The organism is Natronosporangium hydrolyticum, assembly GCF_016925615.1.
Lineage (GTDB): Bacteria > Actinomycetota > Actinomycetes > Mycobacteriales > Micromonosporaceae > Natronosporangium > Natronosporangium hydrolyticum.
The window spans coordinates 2,093,078-2,107,161 of the sequence record NZ_CP070499.1 but is presented as its reverse complement, the minus strand read 5'-3'; the positions used below and the strand labels follow the sequence as shown (position 1 = coordinate 2,107,161).

General features: G+C 71.0%; 13 protein-coding genes. 10 read left to right on the top strand and 3 right to left on the bottom strand.

Going from position 1 to position 14,084, the window contains the following annotated elements; all coding sequences use genetic code 11:
• The first annotated feature begins 55 nt into the window (after nucleotides 1–55).
• Genes JQS43_RS09410 through JQS43_RS09400 form a run of 3 tightly spaced genes read left to right on the top strand, consistent with a single transcriptional unit; the run spans nucleotide 56 to nucleotide 3,790 of the window.
• Nucleotides 56–2,056: an outer membrane protein assembly factor BamB family protein gene (locus JQS43_RS09410; protein WP_239678677.1), complete on the top strand. Its 2,001-nt coding sequence runs from the start codon at nucleotides 56–58 to the stop codon at nucleotides 2,054–2,056.
• Nucleotides 2,057–2,060: 4 nt separating this feature from the next.
• Nucleotides 2,061–2,999 carry a TIGR01777 family oxidoreductase gene (locus tag JQS43_RS09405; protein ID WP_239678676.1) on the top strand — a complete coding sequence of 313 codons (939 nt, stop codon included), beginning with the start codon at nucleotides 2,061–2,063 and terminating at the stop codon, nucleotides 2,997–2,999.
• Nucleotides 2,996–3,790 (top strand): TVP38/TMEM64 family protein, encoded by a 795-nt coding sequence (locus JQS43_RS09400; RefSeq protein ID WP_239678675.1) that lies wholly within the window; start codon nucleotides 2,996–2,998, stop codon nucleotides 3,788–3,790. Before JQS43_RS09405 ends, JQS43_RS09400 begins: the two co-directional genes overlap by 4 nt.
• Here JQS43_RS09400 and JQS43_RS09395 read toward each other — a convergent pair.
• Complete coding sequence (locus JQS43_RS09395) at nucleotides 3,777–5,582, bottom strand: hypothetical protein (RefSeq protein WP_239679600.1); 1,806 nt, start codon at nucleotides 5,580–5,582, stop codon at nucleotides 3,777–3,779. The genes JQS43_RS09400 and JQS43_RS09395 overlap by 14 nt on opposite strands.
• 142 nt (nucleotides 5,583–5,724) lie before the next feature.
• On the opposite strand from JQS43_RS09395, the gene JQS43_RS09390 reads away from it, so the two are divergent.
• From JQS43_RS09390 to JQS43_RS09370, 5 genes are all read left to right on the top strand, one after another.
• Nucleotides 5,725–6,102, top strand: coding sequence for a hypothetical protein (locus JQS43_RS09390; protein WP_239678674.1), 378 nt, complete (start codon nucleotides 5,725–5,727; stop codon nucleotides 6,100–6,102).
• 23 nt (nucleotides 6,103–6,125) lie between these two features.
• Nucleotides 6,126–6,776 carry a lipoyl(octanoyl) transferase LipB gene (lipB, locus tag JQS43_RS09385; RefSeq protein WP_239678673.1) on the top strand — a complete coding sequence of 217 codons (651 nt, stop codon included), beginning with the start codon at nucleotides 6,126–6,128 and terminating at the stop codon, nucleotides 6,774–6,776.
• Nucleotides 6,777–6,877: 101 nt separating this feature from the next.
• A complete protein-coding gene (locus tag JQS43_RS09380) occupies nucleotides 6,878–7,474 on the top strand; it encodes a dihydrofolate reductase family protein (RefSeq protein ID WP_239678672.1) in 597 nt (198 codons plus the stop codon).
• Between the two features lie 91 nt (nucleotides 7,475–7,565).
• Nucleotides 7,566–8,507 (top strand): lipoyl synthase, encoded by a 942-nt coding sequence (lipA, locus tag JQS43_RS09375; protein WP_239678671.1) that lies wholly within the window; start codon nucleotides 7,566–7,568, stop codon nucleotides 8,505–8,507.
• A gap of 159 nt (nucleotides 8,508–8,666) precedes the next feature.
• Entirely contained in the window at nucleotides 8,667–10,247 is a 1,581-nt protein-coding gene (locus JQS43_RS09370) for a sensor histidine kinase (RefSeq protein ID WP_239678670.1), read from the top strand.
• Here JQS43_RS09370 and JQS43_RS09365 read toward each other — a convergent pair.
• Nucleotides 10,244–11,512 (bottom strand): nucleotide sugar dehydrogenase, encoded by a 1,269-nt coding sequence (locus JQS43_RS09365; RefSeq protein WP_239678669.1) that lies wholly within the window; start codon nucleotides 11,510–11,512, stop codon nucleotides 10,244–10,246. The two genes, JQS43_RS09370 and JQS43_RS09365, sit on opposite strands and share 4 nt — an antisense overlap.
• On the bottom strand, nucleotides 11,502–12,509 hold the full coding sequence (locus JQS43_RS09360) for an NAD-dependent epimerase/dehydratase family protein (protein WP_239678668.1): 1,008 nt from the start codon (nucleotides 12,507–12,509) through the stop codon (nucleotides 11,502–11,504). Before JQS43_RS09360 ends, JQS43_RS09365 begins: the two co-directional genes overlap by 11 nt.
• 141 nt (nucleotides 12,510–12,650) lie before the next feature.
• Between JQS43_RS09360 and JQS43_RS09355 the strand changes: the two genes are divergently transcribed.
• Nucleotides 12,651–13,025, top strand: a complete 375-nt coding sequence (locus JQS43_RS09355) for a response regulator transcription factor (protein ID WP_239678667.1) — start codon at nucleotides 12,651–12,653, stop codon at nucleotides 13,023–13,025.
• Nucleotides 13,026–13,054: 29 nt separating this feature from the next.
• On the top strand, nucleotides 13,055–14,083 hold the full coding sequence (locus JQS43_RS09350) for a HEAT repeat domain-containing protein (RefSeq protein WP_239678666.1): 1,029 nt from the start codon (nucleotides 13,055–13,057) through the stop codon (nucleotides 14,081–14,083).
• Nucleotide 14,084: the final 1 nt, after the last annotated feature.

Genomic DNA, 14,084 nt, shown 5'->3' with positions numbered 1-14,084 from the left:
CGGGAAGAACGCCGCTGGGATTGCATAAAAGGTCCGAACTGCGGATAGTGGGGCGGTGGCACGCGACAAGGTAGAAGACACCGACCACCCCGCCGCCGATTCCGAGCCGACGGAGGCGGCCGGCACACCCGCCAAGGCGAAGCAGACTGCGCCGGCCAAAGACAAACCTGACGGCGGGGCTGCGGCCGGCCGCGGCACGTCCGGTACGGCGACCGCCGCCGCCCGGCACCGGACGGTGATGCAGCGCCGGCACGTACGGATCGCGCTGGCCATGACCGCCGCGGTCGGGGTCGAGATCGCCGGCGCCGCCGGCCTGGTCGCGGCGAGTCTGCTGAGCTGGCAGTGGGGCGAAGCGTTGTGGGGCCAGTCGGAGATGGTGTGGGTGGTGCTGCAGGCGGCGCTGGCGCTGGTCCTGCTGGCGCTGGTCGCGGCGTGGCTGGTGCGCTCGGAGCAGCTGCGGGCCCGGCTGCGGGTGCCGCTGCTGGTGCCCGCCGGCGCGGTGGCGGTGGTCTCGCTGGCGTTGCTGTGGCAGACCGAACCGGCCGGCCGGGGCCCCGGCCCGCTGGTGGCGACGGTCGGCGCCGTGCTGGTCCTGGCCGGCGCGACCACCTGGCTGATCGGGCTTCGCCAACTACAGGCGCTGTTCCCCTTCGGACTGGGCGATGCCCGCAGCCGGGGCTTCGGCAACCTCCCCACGGTCCGGCGGGCACAGTTCGTGGGCGGGCCGGCCGGCGCGGTCGGCGGGGCTGCGCTGGTCGCCGGGGCGTTGCTGGTCACTCCCGGCTGGGTGACCACCGTAGACTCCAGCACCGCCGATCGGCTGGCGCTGGGCGAGCACCCGTCGGCGGAGACCGCGGGCGAGCCGGCATGGACGGTCGAGCTGGCGGCTGCCCAGGAAGGGCGGCCGACCCAGGTGTGGGGCACCCCCGGTGGGCTGATCATCGAAGAGGAGTCCGGGGTCCGGGCGGTCGACCCGCGGACCGGTGAGGATCGCTGGCACTGGCGGGACGACACCTACCAGCGGGTGGCCGGGGTGGTCACCGGCGGCGGCGACACGGTGGTGCTGGCGCTGGAGTACGACGGCGGCGGCACCGGCCGGGACCGGGTGATCGCGCTCGACACCGGCACCGGGGAGCTGCAGTGGGACCGGTTCGATGACGAGCTGGTGGCGGCGATGAGCAACATCGTCGTCGCCCATGAGACCGGCGACTGGTTCGTGGTCCCCGACCAGCCGTCGTCGCCAGCGGTCGAGGAGGAGTCCTCGCTGTCGCTGGTGGCGATCGATGCCGAGAGCGGCGAGGAGAGCTGGCGGGTAGAGGAAGACGAAGGCTGCGGCTTCATCGCCGCCACCGGCGGCACCGCCGGGCTGCTGGTCAGCACCCAACAGTGCGCGCCGCTGCCGGGTGACAACGGTGAGGCGGTGGAGCCGGCGGGCAGCTGCCTGGTGACCGGCACAGACCCGGAGACCGCTGAGGCCCGCTGGTCCTGGCCGGACGCGGAGACGGTGGTCGCCGACTGCCAGGTCGCCGCCGCCGAGGAGGTCGTCGTCGTCACCTACCAGGCCGACGACGGCCGGGAAGGGGTGGCGCTCGATCCGATCACCGGGGAGGTCCGGTGGCAGATCGAAGACGAGGCGGAGCTCGACGGGATCCGCAACCATGTGCAGATCGGCGAGGAGCTGATCGGCACCGAGTGGCAGGACGACGGCGCTGGCGGCGGTGCTGGCGAGCTGATCATCCGGAGTGCCCAGGACGGCGAGGTCCGGGAGCGGGTGGAGCTGCCGGAAGGGCAGCCGATCGAGGTGGCTGCGGCGGCGCCGGGCACCGCGGCGGTCGCCCACTACCGGCCGGAGACCGCCGAGGTCGTGTTGCTGACGGTCGACCTGGCCGAGGCCGAGATCAGCTCCGAGGCGGTGGTCACCGGCAGCCCCGGCGACGGGCAGTTCCGCCAGGTGACGTTGTCGTCCGGGCCGGCCGCGTTGGCGCTGTCCACGTTGGTCGGCATCGGCACCGAGGTCGAGAGCGCCACCTACCACCTCCACGTCTACGGCTGGTGACCTGATGCGGGTCCTGGTCGCGGGCGGCTCCGGCTTCCTCGGGGCCGCCCTGGTCGGGTGGCTAACCGGCCACGGCCACCAGGTGCTGCGGCTGGTTCGACGCCAGCCGGCGGCCCCGGACGAGCGGCGCTGGCAGCCCGGGGCCGCTCCGCTCGACCCCGCGACCGTCGCCGACGTGGACGCGGTGGTGAATCTCGCCGGCAGCTCGCTCGGCACCCGGGTCGGCCCGGTACGGGTGCCGGTGCGGCTGTGGACGCCCAGCTACCGCCGGGAGTTCCGGGCCAGCCGGGTCGACGCCACCGCCACCCTGGCGGAGGCGATCGCCACCGCCGATCCGAAACCGCGGGCCTTTCTCGCCGGCTCCGCGGTCGGTTGGTACGGCGACACCGGCGACACCGTCACCGACGAGTCGTCTCCGCCCGGCGACAGCTACTTCGCCGCCACCAGCCGGGACTGGGAGCAGGCCGCGGCACCGGCCGAGGCCGCCGGGGTCCGGGTGGCGTACCTGCGCACCGGGATGCCGTTGCACCGTAGCGGCGGCATGTTCGCCCCGCTGCGGCAACTGTTCCGGCTCGGGTTGGGCGGCCGGATCGGCGACGGCCGGCAGTGGCAGCCGCTGCTCTCGCTCGCCGACTGGCTGGCGGCGGTGGACTTCGTGCTGCACACCGACACGGTCGCCGGCCCGGTCAACCTGGTCGGCCCGCAGCCGGTGACGAACCGGGAGTTCACCGCGGCGATGGGCCGGCTGCTGCGGCGGCCAACCGTGCTGCCGGCACCGGCGCCGTTGCTGGTGGCGGCGTTGGGCGAGTTCGGCCGCGACGCGCTCGGCAACCACCGGGTGGTGCCCAATGTCCTGACCGGCGCCGGGTTCACCTTCGAGCATCCGGAGCTCGAGGCGATCCTCCAGGCCGCCCTCGCCCCTCTCCCCACCGGCCGACCATGAACCCCGACCAAGCGGCCGATCATGACCGCCCCGCGACCGCCCGATCGGCCGATCATGAGCTTGTTGACGGACACGCCGGGCGTGTCGGCCAGTTAGCTCATGATCGGCGCGGGGTCTGGCGCGGGATTCGGCGCGGGGGCGGGCCGCTGGTCCGGTTCGGCGTGCTCGCCGTCGGCGTCGCGGCGCTCGGGGCGGCCGTCCTGTGGGCCGGGATCCCGTCGCCGGAGACCTGGTCGACGCTGGTGAACCAGGCCGGCGGCTGGGCGCCGATCCTGGCGGTGTTGACGACCGCGGTGCTGGCCCTCGCGGTGGTCCCCCGTCCGGTGATGGCGGCGATCGCCGGGGTGCTGTTCGGCCCCTGGCTGGGCGCGGTCGTGGTGCTGACCGGCGCGTGGACCGGCGCGATGGCCGCCTACGCCGTCGGCCGCTGGCTCGGCCGGGACCTGATCCTCACCTACTCCCGCACCACCCGGGCGGACCAGTGGATCGTCCGCCAAGGGCTGCTCGGAGTGGTGGTCGCCCGGGTGCTTCCGCTGGCGCCGTTCGGGCTGATCAGCTACGGGTACGGCCTCACCGGCGTACCCGCCCGGGTGTTCGGCCTGGGCACCTTGATCGGGACCGTGCCCAGCACCGTGGTGTATGCGAACGTCGGCGCCGCCGCCCTCTCACCGGGCTCCCCCGGATTCTTCGTATCGCTCGCCGCGGCCGGCACGCTCGCCGCCGGAGGGTTGGTCGCCGGCCGCTATGCGCGGCGCCGCCAACAGCCGGCCTCGCCGGTCACGACCAGGTAATCCGGCGGCCGATCATCGGCTCGCCGTTGCCCCCGGTTGGTGACCCGGCCGAGTCCGGGCCGGTCGAGTCCGGGTCAGCCGGATCCGGGCCGGCCGAGTCCGGGTCGGCCGAGTCCGAGCCGGCCGAGTCCGGGTCGGCCGGATCCGGGAACTCCCGCGCCGCCACCGCCAACATCCGCACAACCGCGTCGTCCGCGGTCGCCACCCCGAGCCGGTGATGCAGCGCCGGTGCCACCTCGGCCGCCGGCAACACCGCCCGGACGTTTTCGGTGACCTCCGCCAACTCGTCCTGCACCCGCTGCGCCGACTCCGCCAGCGACCGGGTGAAGAGCGTGCCGCCCTCGACGCTCGCGTGCTCCAGCAGCCGAGCCAGGCCGTCGTATCGGGCCAGCCCTGCCACCGTGAAGTCCGGCGGGTCGGTGGCGGCGAAGATCGGCCCTCCGCCGGCCGGGTCTAGCGCCGGCCACCGCTGCCCGGTCACCGGGTCGATCTGGCCGACCGGGGCGGTCAGCAACTCCCGCACCGAGGTCGGCAGGTCGGCTGGATCGACCAGCCCACCCCGGTCAGGGTGCGACAAGTGCATGATCACGTCGGCGATCGGAGCCAGCTGCTGGGTGATCTGGGCGGTGCGGATCACAGCGGCGTCCGCGGGCGGGGTGCCTGCCGGCACCGCCACGGCCGCCTGCACATAGTCGGGAAGCGCCGCCAGCCCGTGGCTGCCGACGTGCTCCAGCCAGGCGGCCAGGTACACCCGTTCGGCTTCGGTCAGCGCTTCACCGGGGGACAGTCGCTCGCCGATCTCCGCGAGGTGCTCGGTGGCGGCCTCGATCCGCTCCAGACCGGCCGGGGACGGGTACATCTCCAGCGCCCGTTGCAGCTCCCAGGCGTGGTAGCGACCGAGCGCCGTCAGGGTTGTCTCCTGCCCGTCCGCGAGCGCCCCGGCGCCTGGCAGCAGCGCGGCCGTCGCCTGCGCCGCCTCCGCCGGGTGGTTGGTGAAGTACTCGAACTGCGCGTCTTCGGTCATCGGCTGAGTTCCGGAGATCGCGCCGGTGACCAGCCGGCGACCGCCCATTTCGCCACCATCGGCATCGGGGCCCGCCGGGGCGACGCCACCAGTAGGCGGCCCGGGCGGTGAACCAACCTCGGCGGGCGGCGGCGACGCTGGCGGCGGTGACGCTGGCGGGGGCGCGCCCGGCGGTGGTCCGGCGGGCTCCAGCACCGGAAAGATCAGGCTGGCGTCCGGCGGCAGCAGGCCCGCCTCGTACAACTCCCGCACCGCCGCCGGATCGTCCGGGCCCTGCCGCAACAACCGGGCCGCCTGCCGGGCAACCCGCTCCAACGCGGGCGACAGGCCGTAGTCACGCTCATGCCCCAGCGCTCGGATCAGCTGCCGCTCGGCCTCGGCGATCTCCGCCCGGTGATCGAGGATCGCGGGCGGCGGACCGGGTCCAGGGCCGGACCGTGGGAAGTAGCCGAACTCCGGCTCTGGTAGTAACACATCGAAATCCCGCGCTTTCGCCTCAAGATACCGCTCGTTGAGCCGGTCGATGCCCCGGTTGTACTCTTCGATCCCTTCGGCCCACAGTCGAATGGCGGCGCCGCCGACCACCGCCGCCTGCAGCCACAGCAGCAGACTGCGGTGGACCGGTTCGGCGGCGGCGACCATCGGATCATGCAGCAGACCAGCCACGTTCGACACCGCGCCCTGATGTCCGCCGGAGACCTCCTCATCCAGCTGGTCGACCCGGATTCCCACCCGACCCACCTGTTCTGCCGCCGTCCGGACCGCCACCGGACTGGCTCCATAGTGATCAAATGGGCCGGAGCCACTCCCCGCACTGCCGGGCATGCCGTCTCCCCAGTCCTCAGTAGTTGCTCGGTTGCCGTACCGTGTCTATCAGACAACCGCCACCCAGCGTGCGAGGCGATGCGAGATGAGTGACCGCAGCTGGCCCTTCCTCGGGATCAACCTGGTCGAGGCCTACCAGGCCGGGCAACGGGTCGGGAACGAAGCCACCCCGGCGGGCCGGCTGGCCAACTGGTTCCGGGAAGAGCTGCTGACCGCCGAGAATGTGGTCCGGCATCACGTGATGGTGACCGCGATCGACGAGTATCGAGAGGTCTGGGTGGCCCACGCCAACGAGGCCGCGCGGCAGGTCCGGCGGCTCGGTGACGGCACCTGCGCCGCCACGGCCACGGTCGAGGGGGCCGACGTGGACGCGTCGTGCCAGCAGCAGCCGGTCGGCGCCGCCGTGGCCGGTCAGCAGAGCCTGCTCTCCCGGCCGGTCGACGGCGGCTCGGTGGTGACCTGACCGCCCCGCAGTAGGCTGGTCCGGTGACCAGCACCCTGCCCGCGCTTGCGACCCGCCATCTGAGCGTTCTCGATTATGAGGTGGCCTGGGACGAGCAACGGCGACTGCACGCCGCGGTGGTGGCCGGCGAGGCCCCCGACACGGTGCTGCTACTGGAACATCCGAGCGTCTACACCGCCGGCAAACGGACCCAACCGTGGGACCGGCCGACCGACGGCACGCCGGTGGTGGAGACCGACCGGGGCGGTCAGATCACCTGGCACGGCCCGGGGCAGCTGATCGGCTACCCGATCGTCCACCTGCCCGCCGAAGGCGGCCGGCCCCGCGACGTGGTGGCGTACGTGCGGCGGGTGGAGCAGGTCCTGATCGATGCCTGCGCCGACTTGGGCGTGACCACCACCCGGGTCAAGGGCCGCAGCGGGGTGTGGGTGCCGGCGGACGGCCGCGGCCCGGAGCGGAAGATCGCCTCGATCGGGGTCCGGGTCTCCCGGGGGGTCTCGATGCACGGTTTTGCGCTCAACTGCGACTGTGATCTGTCATACTTTGGCCGGATCGTCCCTTGCGGCATCAGCGACGCCGGCATGACCTCCCTCACCGCGGAGCTGGGCCGGCCGGTGCCCGTCACCGAGGTGACCCCGGTGGTCGAAGGCCACCTGCCCACCCTGCTCAGCTGACCCCACGCCGCCCGCCGCCGATTCTCCGCCCGCCTGTCCTGCCGCCACCGCCGGCACCGACGTTCCAGGGACGCACCAAGCATGGCGACGGGAGTGAACCTATGACCACGGTCTACGCCGCAGCGAGCATGTCGCTGGACGGCTACGTCTCCGGACCGGCAGAAGCCGGCTTCGACCAACTCTTCGACTGGTACGGCAACGGCGACGTCGAGGTGACGACCGCCGACCCGGCGCTCACGATGCGCTTGCGCGAACCGAGCGCACAAGTATTTCGGCAACTGCTCCAGGAGACCGGAGCACTGGTGGTCGGCCGGAAGACCTTCGACCTCACCGACGGCTGGGGCGGACGCCACCCCATCGGATGCCCGGTGGTGGTGCTCACCCACCAGGTGCCCGAGGGGTGGCCACGCCCCGACGCGCCGTTCACCTTCGTCACCGATGGGATCGAGCCCGCGGTGGCGACCGCCCGACAACTCGCCGGTGACCGGCTGGTCGGAGTGAGCGGCGGCAGCATCGCCCGCCAGTGCCTCGACGCCGAGCTGCTCGACGAGATCCGGATCGACCTGGTGCCGGTCCTGCTCGGCGGCGGCACCCCGTTCTTCGACCACCTGCGCACGGCGCCGGTGGTGCTCGACGGGCCCTCCCCGGTGATCGAGGGAGACCGGGTCACCCACCTGCGCTACCGCGTACGCAGGTGACCCTGGTCCCCGCCGGGGCTCGTCGCCGTTGCGGGGTATGGCGTGACCGAGCGCACGGGCACCCGATTTTCCTGCCGCGTACGGTAGGGGGGTGACCGTCGCACCTGAAGGCCGGCGCCTGCTACGAGTCGAGGCGCGCAACGCGGCCACCCCAATCGAGCGCAAACCGCCGTGGATCAAGGTCAAGGCCACCATGGGCCCGGAGTACGCACAGCTGCGTTCGCTGGTCGCCAAGGAGGGCCTGCACACGGTCTGCCAGGAGGCCGGCTGCCCCAACATCTTCGAGTGTTGGGAGGACCGGGAGGCGACCTTCCTGATCGGCGGCGACCAGTGCACCCGGCGCTGCGACTTCTGCCAGATCGACACCGGCAAGCCGGCCGAGTTCGACGCCGACGAGCCGCGCCGGGTGGCCGAGTCGGTGGCGACCATGCAGCTGCGCTACGCCACCATCACCGGGGTGGCCAGGGACGACCTGCCCGACGGCGGGGCCTGGCTCTACGCCGAGACGGTGCGGCAGATCCACGACTCGGTCCCGGGCTGCGGGGTGGAGCTGCTGATCCCCGACTTCGACGCCAAGCCGGATCAGCTGGCGGAGGTCTTCGGGGCGCGGCCGGAGGTGCTCGCCCACAACGTCGAGACGGTGCCGCGGATCTTCCGCCGGATCCGCCCAGCCTTCACCTACGAACGCTCGCTTGAGGTGATCACCAAGGCCCGAGAGGCCGGGCTGGTCACCAAGTCGAACCTGATCCTCGGCCTGGGTGAGGAGCCGGCGGAGGTGTCGGCGGCGCTGCGGGATCTGCACGCGGCCGGCTGCGAGCTGATCACCATCACACAGTATCTGCGGCCGAGCCCGCGCCACCACCCGGTGGCCCGGTGGGTGAAGCCGGAGGAGTTCGTGGCCTTCGCCGCCGAAGCAGAGGAGATCGGGTTCGCCGGGGTGATGAGCGGCCCGCTGGTGCGCTCGTCGTACCGGGCCGGCCGGCTCTACCAGCAGGCGAAACAGGCCCGCGAGCAGCTCCCCGAGCTTTGTTGAGCAGCCGATCATGAGCCTTTGAGCGGACACGCTCGGCGTGTCTGCTTACAGGCTCATGATCGGCGCTGGTCAAACGAGCTCATTTCTGGTGCGCAGAACCAGCGCCGGAGTAGCGTGGGGAGATGGAGCAGGCCGCCCACTAATCGGCCGGAGCACGCGATGTCGAGACTTCAGGTCCTGATTCTGGAGGACAATCCCGACGACGCCCAAGCACTGGTGTTGGAGCTGCGCCGGGCGGGGATCGAATGCAACTGGACCCGGGTCGACACCTTCGACGCGTTCCAGGCCGGGCTGGCGCATCGACCTGACATCATACTGTCCGACTTTGCGCTGCCTGGATTGGATGCGCTCGATGCGCTCACCATGCTCGACGACAGCGATCTCGACATCCCGTTGATCGTGGTGAGCGAGGTGATGAACGAGGAGGCGTGTGTCGAGTGCCTGCGCCGCGGCGCGATCGACTACCTACTCAAGGACCGGCTCTCCCGGCTGGGGCCGGCGGTCGAGCACGCGCTCGCCGAACAGCAGTTGCGGGCCAGCCGGCGGCGCGCTGGTCGCGCTGAGCGGCGCGCCACGCTCCTACTCAATGGGGTGGTGGACAATGCACCATCGGCTATCTATGCCAAGGATGGCGCTGGTCGGTACGTCATCGCGAACGGGCGGATGGAACAACTCCTGGGGGTCGCAGAGGGCACCGCGCTCGGGCGGACCGACCGGGAGCTAGTCGCCGCGCCGCTGGCGGACCGGCTCACCGCGCTGAACCAAGTCCGCCCCGATCGGCCGGCCGAGGGCCGGCCGGAGGAGTTCGGCCACGGTGCTGACCGGCGAATCTACCTGTCGGTGCGGTACCCGATCCGGTTGGAGAACGACGACGGGGATCCCGGCGAGGCGGTCGGCGGGATCCTCACCGACATCACCGAGCAGAAGAAGCGGGTCGAGGCTGAGCTCCGCACCGCTCGCGCCAAGCTGCGGGACCAAGCCGCTGACCTCGAACGGGACATCCTCGATTTCCGCGAGCTCAACGAGATGAAGGCGAAGTTCATCGAAGCAGTCAGCCATGAACTGCGCTCCCCGCTGTCCCTGATCAACGGCACCATCGAGACATTGGTGGAGGACTCCGAGGGTAGCCTCGGCCCGGAGGAGCAGCAGCTGCTGGCGACGATGAGCCGGGCCGGCAGCCGGCTCCAGGCGACCATCATGGACCTGCTGACTGTGTTCCAGATCGACCGCGGCGGGTTCAACGTGACCCTCCGTCCGGTCCGGCTCGCGGAGGTGGTCTATCGAGCGCTCCACACACTTCAACGGGTGTACGAGCCGCTGGGGCACCAGCTGACTATCATTGTCCCCGATGATCTGCCACTGGTAACCGCGGACCGCGACCAGCTCGGCCGGGCTCTGACCGACCTAGTATTGAACGCTATCAAATTTACTCCGTCCGGCGGTTCAATCACGGTCTCCACGGAAGCGACGGACGGCGAAGTAGTAGTCAAGGTACGCGACACCGGGATCGGGATCCCGAACAGCGAGCAAGCGAAGGCGTTCCTGCGGTTCCGCCGCGGCGCGGCCGCCCGACAGCGGGCGAGTCAGGGGGTCGGGCTCGGGCTGGCCATCTGCAAGGAGATCATCGACCAGCACCACGGCTGGATCGACCTCGACTCCGAGGAGGGTCGCGGCACCACCGTCTCCTTCGGCCTCCCCCGGTACGGCAGCCCCGACCGCGACGAGTCCGAGCGCGGCTAGAGGTACTCCACTTGCCGGCCGTGGACCCGGTGCCGAGTATCCAGGACCCGCCGGGCGCTGTCGGCGATCAGGTCGTAGTCGAAGTCGTCGTGGTCGGTCAGGATCACCACCAGATCGGCGGAGAGCAGCTCCTCCCGGGTCAGCTGGACCCGAGCGACCCGCTCGTCCAGGTCAACCTCGCCGACCCGCGGGTCGCAGGCGTGCACGTCGGCCCCGAACCTCAGCAGCCGCTCGGCGACCGCAAATGAGGCCGACTCCCGGACATCGCTGGTATTCGCCTTGTAGGCGAGCCCGACCAACAGAATCCGGGCGCCACGCACCGCCCGTCCGGCGGCGTTGAGGGCACCGAAGACCCGACCCACCACATAGCCGGGCATCCCGGTGTTGATCTCGTTGGCCAGGTTGACGAACCGCAGGTGCACGTTCAAGCGACGCATCACCCACCAGTCCAGGTAAGAGGGGTCAATCGGGAGGCAGTGGCCCCCGACCCCCGGCCCCGGCACGAATTTCATGAACCCGTACGGCTTGGTGGCGGCGGCGTCGATCGCTTCCCAGACATCGACATCGAGGTCGCTGGCGAGCATCGCGATCTCGTTCATCAACGCGATGTTCGTGTGCCGGAAGGTGTTCTCCAGCAGCTTCGTCATCTCCGCGACCTGGGTGCTGCTGACCGAAACCACTTCCTCGACAATCGTCCGGTAGAACGCCTCGACTGCGCGCAGCGATGCGGCGCCCACTCCGGAGATCACCTTCGGGGTCTGCCAGAACGGGCCCCGATCCCGGCCAGGGTCGATCCGCTCCGGGCTGAACCCCAGCGAGAAGTCGAGATCCGCCCGCAGGCCGGAACCCGCTTCCAGGATCGGGCGCACAATCTCCTCGGTGGTGCCGGGGTAGGTAGTGGACTCCAGCACCACGAGGGCGCCCGGGCGCAGACAGCCGGCGAGGACGGTGGCAGCCTCCCGGATGAACGAGAGGTCGGGGATCCCCTCGCTCAATGGTGTCGGCACGGTGATCAGCGCGACCTGGAACACACCGCAGTCGTTCGGATCGGTGGTCACCCGGTACCGGCCAGTGGCGTTGACCTCCGCCAGCTCAGCATCGGAGATGTCGTCGGTGAACGACTCGCTGGCGGTAATCTGCTTGACCCGATCGTGGTCCAACTCGAGCCCGACTACGTCGTAGCCGCACTCCACCGCACGGACGGCCAGCGGGAGCCCCACGTACCCCTGACCGACCACGACCACCCGGGTCGGCTCATTCTCCATGTCCCGACACTCCCCCCTGCGCCAGTTGGCCGGTGCGGTGACGTTCGTGCTCCAGCACCGCCTCGATGATCGCGTCCAGGTCATAACGGGGGCGCCAGCCCGTCAGCTCCCGCACCCGGCTGGTCTCCGGCCGACGGCGCGGCACCTCCTCGAAGCCATCCGGGTGGGCGGCCTGGAAATCCACGAACCGCACCGAGCTGGCGGATCCGGCGGCACGGAGAACCCGGTGCGCCAGGTCCAGGATGGTGACCTCCTCCTCGGAGCCCACGTTGACCGGCACCCCCACCGCTGCCGGTTGGTCGGTCAGCGCGAGCAGCGCCGCTACGACGTCGGTGACGTAGCAGAACGACCGGGTCTGTCGACCATCGCCGTAGACCGTCAGGTCCTCCCCCGCCAACGCCTGCGCCGCGAACCGGGGCAGCACGGCCCCGTACGCCGACGACTGCCCGGGCCCGACGGTGTTGAACAGTCGCGCCACGATCACCGGCAGGCCCAGTTCGCGCCAGTAGCCGAAGGCGAGGAACTCGTCCACCGTCTTGCCGGCGCTGTAGCTCCAGCGGCTGACCGTGGTCGGCCCCAGCAGCCGGTCCGCGTCCTCGTAGAGGGTGCCGGTGTTGCGCCCGTACACCTCTGAGGTGGAGGTGAGCAGCACCCGCTGATGGTGGTGCCGCTGTGCGGCGGCGAGCACATGCTCGGTGCCGAGCACGTTGCCACGCAGTGACGCCAGGGGCCGGTCGAGGATCCGGCGGACCCCGACCGCAGCGGCGAGGTGGGCGGTCCAGTCGCACTCGGCGCTGACCTGCTCGACCAGCGACTGGTCCAGGACGCTGCCTTCCTGGAGCGTGAGCCCGGGTTGGTGGCGGAACTCCGCCAGGCGAGCCGCGTCCGAGGTGGTGAAATCGTCCACCACCACTACCGAGTCACCGCGAGCCAACAGCGCCGCAGTCAAGTAGCGCCCGATGAAACCCGCGCCGCCCGTCACCATGACTTTCGACATCGCAACCCCCGAACCGGCGGTTTCCTCCACCCTACTGCGGCTACGCTAGAACTTGTCGTGCTATAGGACGAGAAAGCTGGATAATGAAGGACTATCGCGCCTGAAGCCGAGGGGCCACCACCAGCTGGAGGTGGTAGGGGAATGTCACGAATCCTTGTGGTGGATGATGACCCTGGAATTGTGCAGTTGATCTCCTTTCGGCTGACTCGCTCGGGCTTCGAGGTCGATACCGCCGCCGACGGCGAGTCCGCCCTTGGCCGGATCCGCGACACACCGCCCGACCTGGTGTTGCTCGATATCCTGATGCCGGGTCTGTCCGGTCTTGATGTGCTGGCCGAGATCCGCGCCTCCGAGCAGACCGCCCAGCTGCCGGTCATCATGCTCACCGCCAAGACCCTCGAGGGCGATATCGAACTGGGCTTCGAGCGTGGCGCCACCGACTACATCGTGAAACCCTTCAGCCCACGAGAGCTGGTGAGCAGAGTCAACGCAGCGATAGCCCGGACCGGAGGCTGATGGACGCCGGAGGCCAGGGGTTCCTGGGCATGCCGACCCGCATCTTGTCAGTTGCCCTGATAGTGCTCCTGCTGACGCTGGCCGCGCTGCTGGTCACCTTGGCGGTGCGGCGGCTGGCACGACTGTCGGCGGAACGTCACCGCGACCGCGTCCTGCCCGAGCTGCGGCTGCTCGCCGCCGCGCTGATCACGGACGGGGAGTTCCCGCCGCCGCTCCCGCCGAGGGACAGCGCGCTTCTCGCCAGCGTCCTGTGGGAGTTCTCCCGGCAGATCACCGGCACCAGCCGGGAGGAGATCGCCGCATACTTCGAGTCGGTCGGGCTGGTCGACCGGGAGCTGCGACTACTCTCGTCCCGCCGGGGTTGGCGCCGGGCAGAGGCCGCCTACGTGCTCGGGGACGCCTGCTCCAATCGGGCCGTGCCGGCCTTGATCGAGCGGCTGGACGACGCCGACCCGCAGGTGGTCGCCGCGGCCGCCCGCAGCCTGGGTCGGCTGCGGGCCAGCCAGGCCGTCGAACCGTTGGCGTCGACGATGGCGGCCGGCCGGTTGCCCTACCCGCTCGGTGGCACCATCCTGATCGACATCCGAACCGGGGTCGTGCCCACGCTCTCGTGGTTGCTGCACCACCCGGAGCCGCGCGCCCGAGCCGGCGGGGTAGAGCTATTCGGGGTCCTCGGGTCGGCCGACGACACGGGCTGGGTCTATCCGTTGCTCACCGACCCGGCCCCGCAGGTGCGCTCCCAGGCGTGCCGGGCGCTGGGGCGGCTGGGAGACGCCGAGGCGCTTCCACCCCTGCTGGCGAGGCTGTCGGATCCCGAACCAGAGGTACGGGCGGCCGCCGCCGACGCGCTCGGCGAGGTCGGGGATCCGCGGGCTCTCCCCGAGCTGCTCGCGCAGGCCAGGCAGGATGTGTTCGAACCCGCCCAGGCGGCGGCGAACGCGGTGGCGCGTACCGACGGCGCGCGGCTGCTCGAGGCCGCGGCCGATCCAGACTCCGGCCCGCACCTCGCCGAGGCCGCCAGTCGGGTAGGCGCCGCCAGCACGCGCAGCGAGGGGTAGA